We start from the raw sequence: 15,057 nt of genomic DNA, 5'->3' as shown, positions 1-15,057 counted from the left end.
ACAACCCCGGATCAAGTTCGCAACGCCTAAACACCGGGTTTCGGTAAACATTTTATGTTTCAGGATTTTTTGAAGAAACGCGCAAACGCAAGCCGCCACGCCCTCCCGAAGGACGACGTGGCGGCGCTGCAAGACACCTAGTGTCGACAAACTACACGGCAAGGCCCGCGCGCGAACTACGACCTTGGTCGTAGGCGCGGCACCTCAGGCCAGATCCCTCAGGCCAGAACCTTCAGGCCAGAACCCTCAGGCCTGTTCAAAGGTGATCTGCCGGCGCAGGAACTGAGTCGCGTGGCGCGACACCCGCGCCGGATCGCCCGTGGTCAGGAATTTCGACACCGTCCCGCTGCCCAGCATCGCCGGATGCCGGCCCAGGTAATCGGCCAGCGACTCTGCCACCAGCCGCGCCTGGCTGTAGACCTTGACGTTCTGTCCCAATGCGTCCTGGAAAATCTCTTCCATCAACGGGTAATGGGTACAGCCCAGGATCGCGGCCTCCGGGTCCGGCATCTTGCGCAACAGCGCGTCGACATGGCTGCGCACCAGCGCCTCGGCCAGGATCATGTCGCCATCCTCGATCGCATCGACCAGGCCGCCACAGGCCTGCGCCTCGACATCGACACCAATGGCGCGGAACGCCAGTTCGCGCTGGAATGCGCGACTGCGGACGGTCGCCGGGGTGGCAAACAACGCCACATGCTGAACCTCGACCTCGCGCGGCGGGGAATTGTCGCCCCATTGCCGTTCGGTCAGCGCCTCGATCAGCGGCACGAACACCCCCAGCACGCGCTTTTCACGCGGCAGCCAGCTTTCCTGCATCCGACGCAGCGCCGCCGCGCTGGCGGTGTTGCAGGCCAGGATCACCAGGTCACAGCCCTCGGCCCACATGCGCTCGACCGCGGCGCAGGTCAGGTTGAAAATATCGTCGGCATCGCGCACCCCGTAAGGTGCGTGCCGGTTGTCGCCAAAATAGACAAAGGGCACATCCGGCAGGCGCTTGCTGACCGCGTCCAGCACCGTCAGCCCGCCCAAACCGCTGTCGAAGATCCCAACCGCCATCTGCCGCCCTTTCCCGGGCGCGCGTCAGCCCCGAGCCTTGTGTTTTTCCTCGAACTCGAACCCGTAGTCAAAGTTGGCCAGGGGAGTCGGAGAAAGCTCATACGTCGCTTTGCGCAAGAAATCCATCATCGCCCGCGCGTCTTTTGACCGCGCGGCGATCTCTGACGGCGGGATCGGCGTCCCGACAACCACGCGGACCGGTGTGTCGATCCGCTTGCGGAATTCCTTGATCAGCAGACCCATGCGCAGGGTGTAGTGCAGATGGCTGGCCAATTGGAACAACCGGCTGGTGTGGCCATCGAAATAGATCGGCACCACGGTCGCCCCGGATTTCGCCACCATCCGCGCGGTGAAGTTGCGCCAGCCCGGATCCATCGGCTTTGCAAAGGGCTTGGCCGCGGTGCTGACCGTGCCGCCGGGGAAAATACCGATACAGCCGCCCTGCCCCAGGTAATCCAGCGAGATCTTGCGCGTTTCCAGGTTTTCCTGCACCGCCGCTTTGTCCTCGTCGAAATTGATCGGCAGGATCACACGGTTCAGGTCTTCAGCCTTGCGGAACACCTTGTGCGCAAGGATGCGGAAATCGCCGCGCGCCAGCGACAGGATATGCCCCATCATCAGCCCGTCGAGGATCCCATAGGGATGGTTCGCGATCACGATCACCGGCCCCGTCGCAGGGATATTCGACAGCGCGCCGCCGATCACCTCCAGTCGCAGACCATAACGCTCGACCATGACCTGCCAGAAATCCCGCCCCGCCGCGACCTCCTCGGCATAGCCTTCGGCGCGCCGGATCAGGGTCAGCCGACCAGTGGCATTTTCCATCAGGCGGATCATCGCCCGGCCGCCCTTGCTGCGGGCGGAATGGGCATAGCTGATGTCACGGGCAATGGCGCGATCAGAACGACTCATGCGGGTCTCCAGGCGGTTCGCCCGAGATTATGTAACACGCGCATGGCGGTTTTATGAAGGCCGGTCAGCCTTTGGTGGCGGGAAACACGAAACACCGGTCACGCCGCACCGACAGCCACATCGCGGTGCCTGGCTTGGGCAGGAAGACATTCGGCACCGTGGCCTTCAGCACCTGGCCGTCATGCTCCATGCAGAACTCTACCAGGCTTTCCTTGCCCAGGAACCGCGACCGGATCACCTCGCCACGTGCCGGTGCGCCCTGGATATCGGTCGGGCTGGGTCCACGCCCCGCGCGGTCAAAATCGATCGCCACATGCTGCGGGCGAAACACGATCTCGACCTCGCCACCGTCGGGCACCCCCGGGGCCAGGAACTGCCCGAACGGCGTATCCGTAAGCGCCCCCTGAACTTTGCCACGCAGCGTATTGATATCGCTAAAGAAAGACACCGCGGCCTTGTCGACCGGCGCGTTGTAAAGGTTATAAGGCGCGCCGCGCTGCACGATCTTGCCACCGCGCATCAGCGCGATCTCATCGGCCATGCGCATGGCCTCTTCCGGTTCGTGCGTCACCAACAGAACCGCCGCGCCTTCCTCTTTCAACAGCGCCAGCGTGTCGTCACGAATGCCATCCCGCAACCGGTTGTCGAGGCCGGAAAACGGCTCGTCCATCAGCATCACGCTGGGGCGCGGCGCCAGGGCCCGTGCCAGCGCCACGCGCTGCTGCTCTCCGCCCGACAGCTGGTGCGGGTAGCTGTCGATATGGCGCAATAACCCCACGCGGTTCAGTAGTTCCCGAACCCGCGCCTCCTGATCGATGCCGGTGCCTTTCAAGCCAAAGCCCACGTTCTGCCGCACGGTCAGATGCGGAAACAGCGCAAAATCCTGAAACATCAGCCCGATATGGCGCCGTTCCGGCGGAACACGAAAGACCGTGTCGCAGATCAGGCCGCCATCGACATAGATCTCGCCCGAGGCCTGCATCTCCACGCCCGCGATCATTCGCAGCGTCGTCGACTTGCCACAGCCAGACGGCCCAAGCAGACATGTCACGCATCCGGCATGGATCGTCAGCGACACGTCATCGACCACGCGCTTTCCGTCGTAGGTCTGGACGAGATGCCGAATTTCCAACCGAGGGACCGCTGCGGTCATACGCGCCTTCCTGCCTTACCCGATGAAAACCATCAGAATTCGGGCAGCCCTACCAGACCCCGCCCCGCCCCGCAAGCGGCGTGGGCGCAATGAGTATTTATTGGAAAGATGAAAGCAGCCTTCCTTTCATCTTTCCAATAAATACTCACAAGCCTACCGCCCGGTCCCGCGCGCGGTCAGGTATAGCGGAACTCGCCAACCACGTTGCGCCATTCCCCGGGCGAAATCATCTTGCGGTGCGTAAAGCGAACCGAATGCAGCGGGCCCTCGATTTTTTCCTGCCAAAACTCGATGAACGAGAAAAGTCTGGGGTGATCCGGGGCGATGTCGTAGTCCTGCCAGACGAAGGAATTCAGAACGTTCCTGTAGTCCGGCAGGCGATAGAACATCTCGGCGGTTGTCAGCCCATAACCTTTCAGCATCATCTCGGTCTCGTTCATTTCCATCGGGTATCCTTTTGCTGTCTGCTCAACGTGCCCCTTGAATCAAGCAAAGCGAAAAATGTTTTTCAACAATTTCAGCATGTTGTCAGCCAAGCCCGGTGGCTGCCAGAATTGCCGCCTCGCGCCCATTGCACCCCATATCGGGCATGAGGTATAACCGGTTTCAACAAGATATAGATAAGAAACCAGACAGGCCTCTTACGTGAACGACACGCCAGAACCCCCTGAAAATACGGACGATTCCTCTCAGCCCGCGCGCCCCGCGCCGAGCGGACCCGCGGTCTCGATCACCGACGAACTGAAGACGGCCTACCTCGATTACGCCATGAGCGTGATCGTCAGCCGCGCGATCCCCGATTTGCGCGACGGCTTAAAACCTGTGCACCGGCGCATCCTGTTCCACATGGATGACCAGGGCTATACACATGACAAGCCGTTCCGGAAGTCGGCCAAGCCCGTGGGCGAGGTCATGGCGAATTACCACCCGCACGGCGACGGCGCGATCTATGACGCGCTGGTGCGGATGGCGCAGGATTTCTCGATGTCGGTGCCGCTGATCGAGGGTCAGGGCAACTTCGGCTCGATGGATGGCGACAGCCCGGCGGCCATGCGCTATACCGAAAGCCGCCTGCAAAAGGTGGCGCGCGCGCTGCTGGACGACATCGACAAGGACACGGTCGATTTCCAGGACAACTACGACGGCAAGGAACGCGAACCTACGGTCCTGCCGGCGCGCTATCCCAACGTTCTGGTCAACGGCGCCGAGGGCATCGCCGTCGGCATGGCGACCCGCATCCCGCCGCACAACCTGGGCGAGGTGATCGACGCGACGCTGGCGCTGATCGACCAGCCGGACCTGTCGACGGAACAGCTGATCGAGTTCATTCCGGCCCCCGATTTCCCCACCGGCGGGCTGATCCTGGGCCGGTCCGGCGCGCGCAAGGCCTATACCGACGGGCGCGGCAGCGTCATCATCCGCGCCAAGACCCATGTCGAGGAAATTCGCAAGGACCGCTGGGCCATCGTCATCGACGAGATCCCCTACCAGGTGAACAAGGCGACGATGATCGAACGCATCGCCGAAACCGTGCGGGACAAGCGGATCGAGGGCATCGCCCACGTGCAGGACGAATCCGACCGTCACGGTGTGCGCGTGGTGATCGAGCTGAAGCGCGATGCGACGTCCGAGGTGGTGCTGAACCAGCTGTTCCGCTTCACGCCGATGCAGGTCAGCTTTGCCTGCAACATGCTGGCGCTGAACGGCGGACGTCCCGAAACGCTGACCCTGCGCGGCTTCCTGACCGCGTTCCTCGATTTCCGCGAGGACGTGGTGGCGCGACGCACTGCCTATCTGCTGCGCAAGGCGCGGGAACGCTCGCACATCCTGTGCGGGCTGGCCGTGGCCGTCAGCAACGTGGACGAGGTGGTGGCGACGATCCGCGCCTCTGCCGATGCGGCCGAAGCGCGCGAAAAGCTGATGTCGCGGCGCTGGCCCGCCCATGACATCCTGCCCTATATCGCTCTGATCGACGATCCGACCCATACCGCGAACGAGGACGGCACCTATAACCTGTCGGAAACGCAGGCCCGGGCGATCCTGGAACTGCGTCTGCAGCGCCTGACCCAGCTGGGTGTGAAAGAAGTCACCGACGAGCTGGAAGACCTGGCCGGCAAGATCAAGGAATACCTGGCCATCCTCGGCTCCCGCGAGCGGATCCTGGGCATCATTTCGGACGAGCTGAAAGAGGTCCGCGACCAGTTCGCCGTGCCGCGCCGGACCGAGATCGTCGACTGGGTCGGCGACATGGAGGACGAGGACCTGATCGAGCGCGAGGACATGGTGGTGACCATCACCCAGTCCGGCTGGATCAAGCGCACCCCGCTGGCCGATTTCCGCGCGCAGCGCCGGGGCGGCAAGGGTCTGTCGGGCATGTCGACCAAGGACGACGACGTGGTGACCACGCTGTTCGTGGCCAACACCCACACCCAACTTCTGTTCTTCACCACCGATGGCATGGTCTACAAGCTGAAGTGCTGGCGTCTGCCGCTGGGCGGGCGCACGGCCAAGGGCAAGGCGATCGTCAACATCCTGCCGATCCCGACGGGGGTGTCGATCGCGGCGATCATGCCGGTCGACCGGGACGAGGACGACTGGGACGACCTGCAGATCGTCTTTGCCACCTCGGCGGGTGACGTGCGGCGCAACGCGCTGTCGGATTTCACCAACGTCATGCGCAACGGCAAGATCGCGATGAAACTGCCCGACGGCGTGGAACTGGTGAACGCCCGTATCGCGTCCGAGGATGACGACGTGATGCTGGTCACCGACTCGGGCCGGGCGATCCGGTTCCGCACCACCGACGTGCGGATCTTCAAGGGCCGCGATTCCACCGGTGTGCGGGGCATCCGCCTGCTGGGCGACGACCGCGTGGTCAGCATGGCGGTGATCCGCCATTTCGAAGCCACGCCCGACGAACGCGCCGCCTATCTCAAGATGCGCCGCCTTGTGGCCGGTGTGACCGAGGACAGCGAAAGCGACGAGGACGAGGGCAACGCCGACGCGGGCATCAGCCAGGACCGCTACGCCGAGATGTCGGCGGCGGAAAACCTGCTGCTGACCATCACCGAAAGCGGTTCGGGCAAGCTCAGTTCCAGCCACGACTATCCGGTTCGGGGCCGAGGCGGCATGGGTGTGACAGCAATGGACAAAGCCATGCGCGGCGGCGCACTGGTGGCCTGTTTCCCGGTGGAGATGGACGACCAGATCATGCTCGCCACGTCACGCGGACAATCGATCCGGGTGCCGGTCGACGGGATTTCCTTCCGCTCGCGCAGCGCCGGCGGAGTGCGGGTGTTCAACACCGGCGCCGATGAAACCGTCGTGTCGGTCGCCCGCATCGCCGATCAGGGCGAGGACGAGGCAGAGGGTCCGGACGAATGATCGACAGTATCGCGCAGCGCGTTGATCCGTGGCTGTCGCTGCTGGCCCGCGTGTTGATGGCGGTCCTGTTCTTCATGGCGGGCGCGTCGCAGATCGGCCATGTCAAGGCGTTCACCGATACGCTGGCGCAAGACGGCGTTCCGCCGGTGATCGGCGGGTTGGTGTTCTGGTACCTGCTGGTCAGTGGCGTGCTGCTGATGCTGGGTGCCGCGACGCGGTTGGTGGCGCTGTCGCAGGCAGGTTTTTGCATCGTGTCGGGGATCCTCGCCTATTCCGACCTGTCGCAATCCACCGACATGGTGATGCTGCTGAAGAATGTCGCGTTGACCGGGGGGTTTTTGTTCGTCTTCCTTCATGGTCCCGGCCGGCTTTCGGTTGACGCCTGGCGCGCGCGCTTTGCCTGATTGATCGGCCATCGCTCGCTGCTCTGCCCCTTATGACATCCCGATCCCTCGTCACGCCCTGCGGAATCAGGCACAGTTTGCCTGTGCCTGCCACGTCTCTCTCTGCCCCGGTCATCAGGAGAAAGCCCATGACCCGTCCCCTCCCGCTCTGCCTTGCCGTCATCCTGTCCACCCTACCGCTTGCAGCCTCGGCGCAAGATTTCGGTGCCTCACTTGGTCTGGAACTGGGCCGAAATACCCAGCGGTCGGAGAATTTCAAGCGCATCGAAAGCCGCTTTGCCATCGACTTTGCGTCGCGATGGGGGCTGCAGGTCGACGTTGCCGCGGCAAAATACGAGGGCGCAACCTCGACCGCGCCGTCAGGCGCGTTCCACCTGACCTATGCCGCAAGCCCGGACTGGACCCTGGGGGTCTATATCGCAGGCGATGATCTGCGGCCGGGCAACTATGTCTACTACGGGATCGAGGCCGCCTATGACGGGCCGCGCCTGTCGGTGGATTTCAACGCCGCTGCCATTGACGCGGTCAACAGCAGCCTCAGCGGCAGCCGCTTTGGCATGGACCTTGTTTACGGGCTGGGCCCGGTCGGGAACGGACAACTGTCGGTTCTGGCAGGCGGGGCGGTGCAAAGCCTGACGGGCGGTGATCGCCAGATGGGCTATGTCGGCGTCCGCTATGGCTGGCAAAACGGCGTCAACCTTGACCTGACGGTGGGCCAGACCGATGTCGGCGACACCACCATGGCCTTTGCACTTCGGTTCGATCTTGGCAGGAAACCGCATTTCGGCGCGCGCGATACGCGGGGCCTGTTCCCTGCCTACTAAGCCAGGCCACTTTGGCAAAGGCCTGCTGGTGCCCCGGATACGATCCGGGACACGCGGGCGCATGGGTCACACCCCGTAAAGAGCACCGAACTTGGCTTCAAGATAGTCCAGCAACGGTGCTTCAGACGGTTCGACGCCACAGGCACGGGTGATGACCTCGCGCGGTTCATAAAGGCCGCCGTGTCGTTGCAGGCTTTCGCGCAGCCAGCTTGTCGCCTCGGCGGTATCGCCACGGGCAAGCTGTGCATCAAGATCCGGCACCGCGTCGCGCAGCGCCTGGTGCAGGCAGCCGGCATAGACATTGCCCAGCGAATAGGTCGGAAAATAGCCGAACAGCCCCGCCGACCAGTGCACATCCTGCAACACCCCGTTCGACGCCTTGTCGACGGCATAGCCAAAGTCGGACACAAACCGCGCATTCCACGCCTCTTCCAGATCGGCCACTTCCAATGTGCCGCCGATCAACCCGCGTTCCAGATCGAACCGCAGCATGATGTGCAGGTTGTACTGAACCTCGTCCGCCTCTGTACGGATATAGCCTTTGTGCACGGTGTTGACCGCGGCATAGAACGCCCCCGCGTCAGCCACGCCGATATCGCCATATGCCTCCACCATCTGGTCATACAGCCAACCGGTGAAGGCACGGCTGCGGCCCAGTTGGTTTTCATAGATCCGGCTTTGGCTTTCGTGCACACCCATTGAAACCCCGCCGCCGATTGGGGTCAGCAAATACGCCTGGTCCACGTTCTGTTCATAAGCCCCGTGGCCGACCTCGTGGATCGTGGAATAGATGCAGTTGAACGGATCGGACGGGGTGGTCCGGGTGGTGATCCGCACGTCGTTGCCAGAACCAGAGGTGAACGGGTGCACCGACTTGTCGACCCGCCCGCGCGCCATGTCATAGCCGAAAACCTTCGCCACCTTGCGTGCCATCTTCATCTGCGTCGCGTCATCGAACGTGCCCTGCAGCCCTTTGGGTGCGGGTTTGCCCAGCACCGCCTGCCGCAGCGCCACAAGACGCGGGCGCAGCGCGTCGAACATCGCCGCGATCTCGCCCTCGGTCGCGCCGGGTTCGTAGTCGTTCAGCAAGGCGTCATAAAGGTTGCCGCCAACGGCCAGTGCTGCGGCCTCTTCGCGACGCAGCCGGACCACCTCGGTCACGGTCGCGGCAAAACCCGCAAAGTCGTCATTCTGGCGGGCTTCGGCCCAGACCCGGTGGGCCTTGCTGGTGACCCGCGCGATTTCCGAAGACAGTTTCGCGGGCACCTTGTTGGCGCGGTCGAAGCTGCGGCGGATGTGGCGCAGTTGCGCGCGTTCCACCTGCCCTTGCTCGGCCGCTTCCGCCGCGGCCAGCCAGTCGCCCACGCGCGGGTCGGTGCGGCGCGCATGCAGCATCGATTCCATCGCGGCAAGCTCCTCTGCCCGCTGATCGGCGGCACCGTGCGGCATGAAGGTTTCCTGATCCCAGCCATTGCGGCCCGCCACCTGTTCCAGCGCGGTGGTTTCACGGGCAAAGGCCATAAGTTCTGAATATGCGGTCATTGTCATGCGCCCCGGATGGATTGCGGTTTCGGATAGCCCGCGCCAAAGCGCGCGCGCAGGATCAGCACCCACAGCACCACGGCACCGACCTGGTGGGTCAGCGCGATGTGCATCTGCGCCTGATAGATCACGGTGACGATGCCCAACACCAGTTGCAGCACCAGCATGGCCATCACCGCGTTGAACCGGAACCGGGTGTCGGCATTGGCCGATTTGCGCGCCCGCACCCAGACCACCACGCCGTAGATGAACAGCAGATAGCCCGCCATCCGGTGCAGGAACTGCACCAGCCCGGCGTTTTCAAAGAAATTCCGCCAGATCGGGTCCAGGTCGAACGGGTACGGCGGCAGGAACGCCCCCGCCATCAGCGGCCAGTCGTTATAGGTGCGGCCCGCGTCGATGCCCGCCACCAGCGCGCCCAGCAGGATTTGCAGGAACGCGAAATGCATCAGCCCGGTCCCCATGCCGAACAACTTTTTGTCGCGGTCGCGCCGGTGCTGCATCAGCGCGCGTTCCTCGCGCCCCAGCAGGAAGATGAACCACGAGATATAGCCGAAGATCACGAAGGCCAGCCCAAGGTGCGTGGCTAGGCGATAGCTGGCCACATCTAGCATTTCGCCGCCAAGACCGGAATGCACCATCCACCAGCCAACCGCGCCCTGAAGCCCGCCAAGGCCGCCGATGAACACCAGCCGCCCGGTCCAGCCCACGGGGATTTTCCGGGTCAGCAGGAACACCATGAAGCCCACGAACCAGACCAGACCGATGAACCGGCCCAGCTGACGATGGCCCCATTCCCACCAGAAGATGCCCTTGAACTCTGACAGGCTCATGCCCTTGTTCTGCAACTGGTATTCGGGGATCTGCTTGTATTTTTCGAACTCTGTCAGCCACTCTGCCTCGGACAGGGGCGGCAGGGCGCCGGTCACCGGTTTCCATTCCGTGATCGACAGGCCGGAATCCGTCAGGCGGGTCAGACCGCCCACCGCGATCATCACCATGACCAGCGCGAACAGCCCCATCAGCCACGCGCGGATCGCGCCCCGCGCCCCGCGCCGACCGCTGTCAATGATACCCGCCGCCACCGGGGCCGCGGGGGCCGCGCCTGCGGCCACCTCTTCGAAAAGCTTGCGTTTTTCAGCCATGTTCCTCTCCGTTTGGGCGGACAGTAGTGCGCGGGTCGGGGTGCTTCAAGGCGACAGATCGGCATTCCCGAAGGTCAGGAATACCTGACGGAGGTATTCCTGACTGTGCGGCCCGCGGCAAACGGCGCAGGATTGGAACATGAATTGACGATGTGCCGATTTTATCCAGACTTTCCGCTGCAAAGGACTCCCGCCATGAAACGCTTTCTGACTGCCGCAACACTTGCCGTCGCCACCTTGTCCGCCGGGTCGGCGATGGCCACACAGGTCTGGGTCGAGCCCGGGGTCAAGCTGAACGCCCGCACCGGCCCCGGCACCCAGTACCACGTTCTGGGCACCTTCGACGCCTGCACCCCGGTGCATATGGTCGCCTATCACCATGGTTGGGCCAAAGTTGTCTATGGCAACCACTTTTACTGGGTGTCGGCGAAATACCTGCAGAAATCCGACTGCTATCAGCCGCGCGTCTACAAAAAGCATCCGCACCACCAGCATTCGCACAAATACCGTTACTGACCGTCCCCTCCCTGGCGATCAGACTGGCAGGGCCGGCCTTCGGGCTGGCCCTTTTTTCCCGGGCCTCAGTCGGTGCGGTTCTTCCAGCGCACCATCTGGCGCAAAATACCGTGCAGCATCTGCACATCGGCACGGGTCAGCGGCATCCGCGACCACAGGTTGCGCAGGTTGATCTTCATCCCCGGGGCCTTGTGGTCGGGGAAAAAGAACCCGGCTTCCTCCAGCCGGTCTTCGTAGTGCCGCGCCAGCGCCTCGATCTCTTGCCCGTTGGCCCAGTCGCCACCGGCCAACTCCACGGTTTCCGGCACCGCGTCCAGGCTTTGCCGGCCCCATTCATAGGCCATCAGCAACACGCATTGCGCCAGGTTGAGCGAGGCGAATTCCGGGTTCACCGGAACCGAAACAATGGCACTTGCGTGGGCGATGTCCTCGTTTTCCATCCCGGCGCGTTCGGGGCCGAACAGAACCGCCACCTTCTGCCCGGCGGCAATCTTTTCGCGCGCCAGTTCCATCGCGCGTTCAGGGGTGTAGACCGGTTTCGTCAGGCCGCGTGGGCGCGCCGTTGTGGCAAGCACGAAATGACTGTCGGCCACAGCCTCGGCCACGGTCTTGACGTGCTGCGCTTCGTCCAGCAGACGCCCCGCGCCCGAGGACATCGCCACCGCCTTGGGGTTGGGCCAGCCGTCGCGCGGGGCCACAAGCCGCATCCGGTCCAGCCCGAAATTCCACATCGCGCGCGCCGAGGCCCCGATGTTTTCGCCCATCTGCGGACGGACGAGGACAAAGGCGGGCTGGGGGGTATCGGTCGGCATGTCGGCTCCGGTTTTCGGCAAATATCGCCCGTGGTTACGGCAGAACCGCCCCCGCGTGCAAGAATGCCCGTGGTCAAACCGCGCACAAGCGGCTATCACCGCCGCCAGACCAAGACCCGGAGCAGACCATGGCCGAGACAGAGCAGCCCCAGATCTACCTCATCACCCCGCCTGCTTTTGAATTGTCGTCCTTCCCCAAGACGCTGGCGCAGGTGCTGGACAGCACCGAGATCGCCTGCGTCCGCATGAGCCTGGCCAGCCGGGACGAAGACGCGCTGTCGCGCGCCGCCGACACGCTGCGCGAGGTTTGCCATGAACGCGACGTGGCTTTCGTGATCGACACCCATGTGGTGCTGGCGCAGCGGCTGGGGCTGGACGGCGTGCACCTGACCGACGGGTCGCGGTCGGTGCGCCTGGCGCGGGACGAACTGGGCGCGGACGCGATCGTCGGCAGCTATTGCGCGCAATCGCGCCATGATGGCATGACCGCCGGAGAGGCCGGGGCGGATTACGTCTGTTTCGGACCGGTGGGGGCCACGTCGCTGGGCGATGGCGCGCGGGCCGAACGGGACCTGTTCGAATGGTGGTCGGCGATGATCGAACTGCCGGTCGTGGCCGAAGGCGCGCTGGACGAGGCGCTGATCCGCGACCTGACCCCGGTCACCGATTTCTTCGGCATCGGCGAGGAAATCTGGGGTAATGACGATCCGGCCGCCACGCTGGCGCGGCTTGTCGCGGCGATGAACGGCTGACGCGGCCTAGTCCATGATCAGGCGATGGCCCGCGCGCACCTGCTGTTCCAGGTGCCGGGCCAGCGTCTTGCGGTTGGGAAAGTCATCCACCCGCACCGGGGGATGATAGATCAGTTCCACCCTGCCCTGTTCCCGCACAGCCAGCGTTTTCAGCAGATGGGTGCCAAAATCCATGTCGCCCCACCAGCCATAGAAATTCTCGTCCTCGCCGTCGGGCGCGTAATAGATCACCGTCACCGCCTGCACCTGCAGTGCGTGATGCAGCCGGTCGGAAAAGAACGCCTGGAACAGGGTCGACTTGAACGGCAGGACACGCAGCCCGTCGGTGCTGGTGCCTTCGGGAAAGAACAGCAGGCGGTGGCCGGCCAGCAGCCGATCCTCGAACAGCCGGGTCTGTTCGCGCGCCTCGCGCGGGTCGCGGCGGATGAAGACGGTGCCGGTGGCGCGGGCCAGCCAGCCGATGCCGGGCCAGTTCGCCACTTCGGATTTCGAGACAAAATAGACATTCTTGCGGGAATTGAGCGCGAAGATATCCAGCCAGCTGGAATGGTTCGCCACCACCGCCCCTTGCCCCTTGATCCGCGGGCCATGCGCTGTCAGCGGCATGCGCAGGATCAGGAACGCCATGCGACAGACCCACTGGGTGATATAGGGCGTGATCGGGCGGTGCAGCCCCCAGATCGGACGTTCTACCAGACGCACCAGCAGCAGCACAAGCAGGCCGCCAAAGACCACTGTGCCCAGCACGAGCCCGCGGCGCAGCACGCGCAGCCATTCCGCCGGGCCAAGCTTGAGCGGCGGAACGCTGTCATCTTCGCCCTTCCATGTCGTCATCCGCGGCCCCCGGTATAGATCGCGCGCTGCCGGTCGTTCATCCGCGCCGTGTCAAGGATCAGGCAGACATCGGTGGTGTTGAACCCGTGATCGACAAAGGCGCCGTCCCCCACGAAGCCCCCCAGCTTGAGATAGGCCTTGATCAGCGCCGGCGTGTCCACCATCGCCCGCTTGCGGTCGATTGCGTCCGGGGGGATCAGGTCCATCCGCTGCATCCCCCGCGAAGTCACCCGCAGCTCCGGTGGGGCCAAGTGCCGGTCATGGAGTTGCGACAACGGGTGCGCCAGCGCCTGGATGTCCGTGCCGGGAAAGCTGGCCACGCCGAACAGGATACGGATGCCGTGATCCTCGACATAGCGCGCCAGGGCGTTCCAAAGGTGATACATCGCCAGCCCGCCGCGATAGTCCGGGTGCAGGCAGGAGCGCCCCAGTTCCAGCAGCGGCAAGCCGGAGGTACGCAATGGCGCAAGGTCGTATTCGTCCTCGGAATAAAACTGGCCCATGGCCCGCGCCTGTTCGTCGCGCAGCAGGCGGTAGACGCCAACCACCGGTGCGCCCGGGCGGGCTTCGTCGATCAGCAGCATGTGGTCGAAATAAGGATCGAACCGATCCTGTTCCAACCGGGCGTCGTGATCGACCAGCGCGCCCTGGCTGCCCATCTCGCCCACGAACACGTCATAGCGCAGGCGCTGCGCCGCGATCAGGTCCTCCGCGTCCCGGGCCAGTCGGACGGTGAAAAGCGGTTGCGACGCGGTCATGGGCAGGGCTCCGGGTGGTGCTGACCGGTTCTAGGCAGAGCCAGGCTTCTTGGCAAGCCGGGCAACCCGCCCCGGCTTTGCCTTTAACGGAACATAAAGGAACCCAACTCTACCCATAGGAGAGCGCCTCAGGAGTCATGCACCAGATGGAGGAGGATGCGCGTGCCGTCGATCACGACCTTTCCCGCGTCGCGGAAATTCACCGTGACCTTGCCGCCGATGTTGGATTGCACCTGCCCGGTGCCCCAGTCTGGTCGGTCGGGATGGGTGACCAGCATCCCCGGTTCGAGAAAGGCGTTCAAATCGTCCATTGGATGCTCCTGTTCCGGGGGGGCGCGGCATGGCGGATGAGGCGTTTGACCTGTCGACGCTGGTGTCGTCGCGTATCTGCCACGACGTGATCAGCCCGGTTGGCGCAATCGGCAACGGGCTGGAATTTCTTCAGATGACGGGAAATTTCGAAGGCGAAGAGATGCAGCTGGTTCAGGACAGTCTGGCCACTGCCAACGCCCGAATCCGGTTCCTGCGGCTGGCCTTCGGGCGCACCCGCGTCGGCCAGACCATCGCCGCACGCGAGGTTGCCGAGGTTCTGACGCAACTGTCGCATGGCGGGCGGCTGCATCATGACTGGCCGTTCGACGGGACACTGGACCGTCCTGCGCTGCGCGCGGTTCTGCTGGCCGGGATGTGCATGGAAACCGCTCTGCCCCGAGGCGGCACCATCGCCTTTGCCCGCCCCCATGGCTGGACCGTGACCGGCACCGGCCCGGATGTGCGCCAAGAGCCGGACTTCTGGACCAACCTGTCGCGCAACGTTGTGTCTGTGGACGCCTCGCCCGCACGGGTGCAATTCGCATTGCTGCCGGGCGCCGCGAAGGCCGCCGGGCTTGTCGTGTCTGTCCGCGATATCGACAGCCCCGACGGCGCGGGCCTGTGCATCACGCTCGCGCCGGGCTGACAGC

Annotated in this window: 16 protein-coding genes; 6 read left to right on the top strand and 10 right to left on the bottom strand. The window is 64.0% G+C overall.

Annotated features, from left to right (window positions below; all coding sequences use genetic code 11):
• Positions 1–246: 246 nt before the first annotated feature.
• The 4 genes from murI to VK792_RS04295 form a co-directional block, all read right to left on the bottom strand.
• Positions 247–1,059: a glutamate racemase gene (murI, locus tag VK792_RS04310; protein WP_326296122.1), complete on the bottom strand. Its 813-nt coding sequence runs from the start codon at positions 1,057–1,059 to the stop codon at positions 247–249.
• 24 nt (positions 1,060–1,083) lie between these two features.
• A complete protein-coding gene (locus tag VK792_RS04305; protein WP_326296121.1) occupies positions 1,084–1,971 on the bottom strand; it encodes a lysophospholipid acyltransferase family protein in 888 nt (295 codons plus the stop codon).
• 64 nt (positions 1,972–2,035) lie between these two features.
• On the bottom strand, positions 2,036–3,124 hold the full coding sequence (locus VK792_RS04300; protein ID WP_326296120.1) for an ABC transporter ATP-binding protein: 1,089 nt from the start codon (positions 3,122–3,124) through the stop codon (positions 2,036–2,038).
• A 176-nt stretch (positions 3,125–3,300) separates the two neighbouring features.
• Positions 3,301–3,570: an usg protein gene (locus VK792_RS04295; protein WP_326296119.1), complete on the bottom strand. Its 270-nt coding sequence runs from the start codon at positions 3,568–3,570 to the stop codon at positions 3,301–3,303.
• A 199-nt stretch (positions 3,571–3,769) separates the two neighbouring features.
• Here VK792_RS04295 and gyrA point away from each other — a divergent pair, with 199 nt between their 5' ends.
• The 3 genes from gyrA (at position 3,770) to VK792_RS04280 (ending at position 7,736) form a co-directional block, all read left to right on the top strand.
• Positions 3,770–6,508: a DNA gyrase subunit A gene (gene gyrA / locus VK792_RS04290; RefSeq protein WP_326296118.1), complete on the top strand. Its 2,739-nt coding sequence runs from the start codon at positions 3,770–3,772 to the stop codon at positions 6,506–6,508.
• Positions 6,505–6,912: a DoxX family protein gene (locus VK792_RS04285; protein WP_326296117.1), complete on the top strand. Its 408-nt coding sequence runs from the start codon at positions 6,505–6,507 to the stop codon at positions 6,910–6,912. The genes gyrA and VK792_RS04285 overlap by 4 nt, the downstream gene beginning before the upstream one ends.
• Positions 6,913–7,040: 128 nt before the next feature.
• A complete protein-coding gene (locus VK792_RS04280; protein ID WP_326296116.1) occupies positions 7,041–7,736 on the top strand; it encodes a hypothetical protein in 696 nt (231 codons plus the stop codon).
• A gap of 66 nt (positions 7,737–7,802) precedes the next feature.
• On the opposite strand, the gene VK792_RS04275 is transcribed toward VK792_RS04280, so the two are convergent.
• Together VK792_RS04275 and ctaA are read right to left on the bottom strand one after the other, a co-directional pair.
• The gene (locus tag VK792_RS04275; protein WP_326296115.1) at positions 7,803–9,278 is read right to left on the bottom strand and encodes a carboxypeptidase M32; all 1,476 of its coding nucleotides are present in this window, start codon (positions 9,276–9,278) and stop codon (positions 7,803–7,805) included.
• Between the two features lie 2 nt (positions 9,279–9,280).
• Positions 9,281–10,423 (bottom strand): heme A synthase, encoded by a 1,143-nt coding sequence (ctaA, locus tag VK792_RS04270; RefSeq protein WP_326296114.1) that lies wholly within the window; start codon positions 10,421–10,423, stop codon positions 9,281–9,283.
• A 195-nt stretch (positions 10,424–10,618) separates the two neighbouring features.
• Here ctaA and VK792_RS04265 point away from each other — a divergent pair, with 195 nt between their 5' ends.
• On the top strand, positions 10,619–10,939 hold the full coding sequence (locus VK792_RS04265; protein WP_326296113.1) for an SH3 domain-containing protein: 321 nt from the start codon (positions 10,619–10,621) through the stop codon (positions 10,937–10,939).
• 65 nt (positions 10,940–11,004) lie between these two features.
• Here the strand turns inward: VK792_RS04265 and VK792_RS04260 are convergent, their stop codons facing one another.
• Complete coding sequence (locus tag VK792_RS04260) at positions 11,005–11,751, bottom strand: RNA methyltransferase (protein WP_326296112.1); 747 nt, start codon at positions 11,749–11,751, stop codon at positions 11,005–11,007.
• Positions 11,752–11,879: 128 nt separating this feature from the next.
• On the opposite strand from VK792_RS04260, the gene VK792_RS04255 reads away from it, so the two are divergent.
• On the top strand, positions 11,880–12,503 hold the full coding sequence (locus tag VK792_RS04255; protein WP_326296111.1) for a thiamine phosphate synthase: 624 nt from the start codon (positions 11,880–11,882) through the stop codon (positions 12,501–12,503).
• Between the two features lie 6 nt (positions 12,504–12,509).
• On the opposite strand, the gene olsA is transcribed toward VK792_RS04255, so the two are convergent.
• From olsA to VK792_RS04240, 3 genes are all read right to left on the bottom strand, one after another.
• Positions 12,510–13,337 (bottom strand): lyso-ornithine lipid O-acyltransferase, encoded by an 828-nt coding sequence (gene olsA / locus VK792_RS04250; protein WP_326296110.1) that lies wholly within the window; start codon positions 13,335–13,337, stop codon positions 12,510–12,512.
• The gene (gene olsB, locus VK792_RS04245; RefSeq protein ID WP_326296109.1) at positions 13,334–14,095 is read right to left on the bottom strand and encodes an L-ornithine N(alpha)-acyltransferase; all 762 of its coding nucleotides are present in this window, start codon (positions 14,093–14,095) and stop codon (positions 13,334–13,336) included. The genes olsA and olsB overlap by 4 nt, the downstream gene beginning before the upstream one ends.
• Before the next feature lie 128 nt (positions 14,096–14,223).
• Complete coding sequence (locus VK792_RS04240; protein WP_326296108.1) at positions 14,224–14,406, bottom strand: DUF3553 domain-containing protein; 183 nt, start codon at positions 14,404–14,406, stop codon at positions 14,224–14,226.
• Between the two features lie 29 nt (positions 14,407–14,435).
• Here VK792_RS04240 and VK792_RS04235 point away from each other — a divergent pair, with 29 nt between their 5' ends.
• Positions 14,436–15,053: a histidine phosphotransferase family protein gene (locus tag VK792_RS04235; protein ID WP_326296107.1), complete on the top strand. Its 618-nt coding sequence runs from the start codon at positions 14,436–14,438 to the stop codon at positions 15,051–15,053.
• Positions 15,054–15,057: the final 4 nt, after the last annotated feature.

Source organism: Mesobacterium hydrothermale (assembly GCF_035818635.1).
GTDB classification, from domain to species: domain Bacteria; phylum Pseudomonadota; class Alphaproteobacteria; order Rhodobacterales; family Rhodobacteraceae; genus Mesobacterium_A; species Mesobacterium_A hydrothermale.
This window is presented reverse-complemented; position numbering and strand designations above follow the sequence as displayed.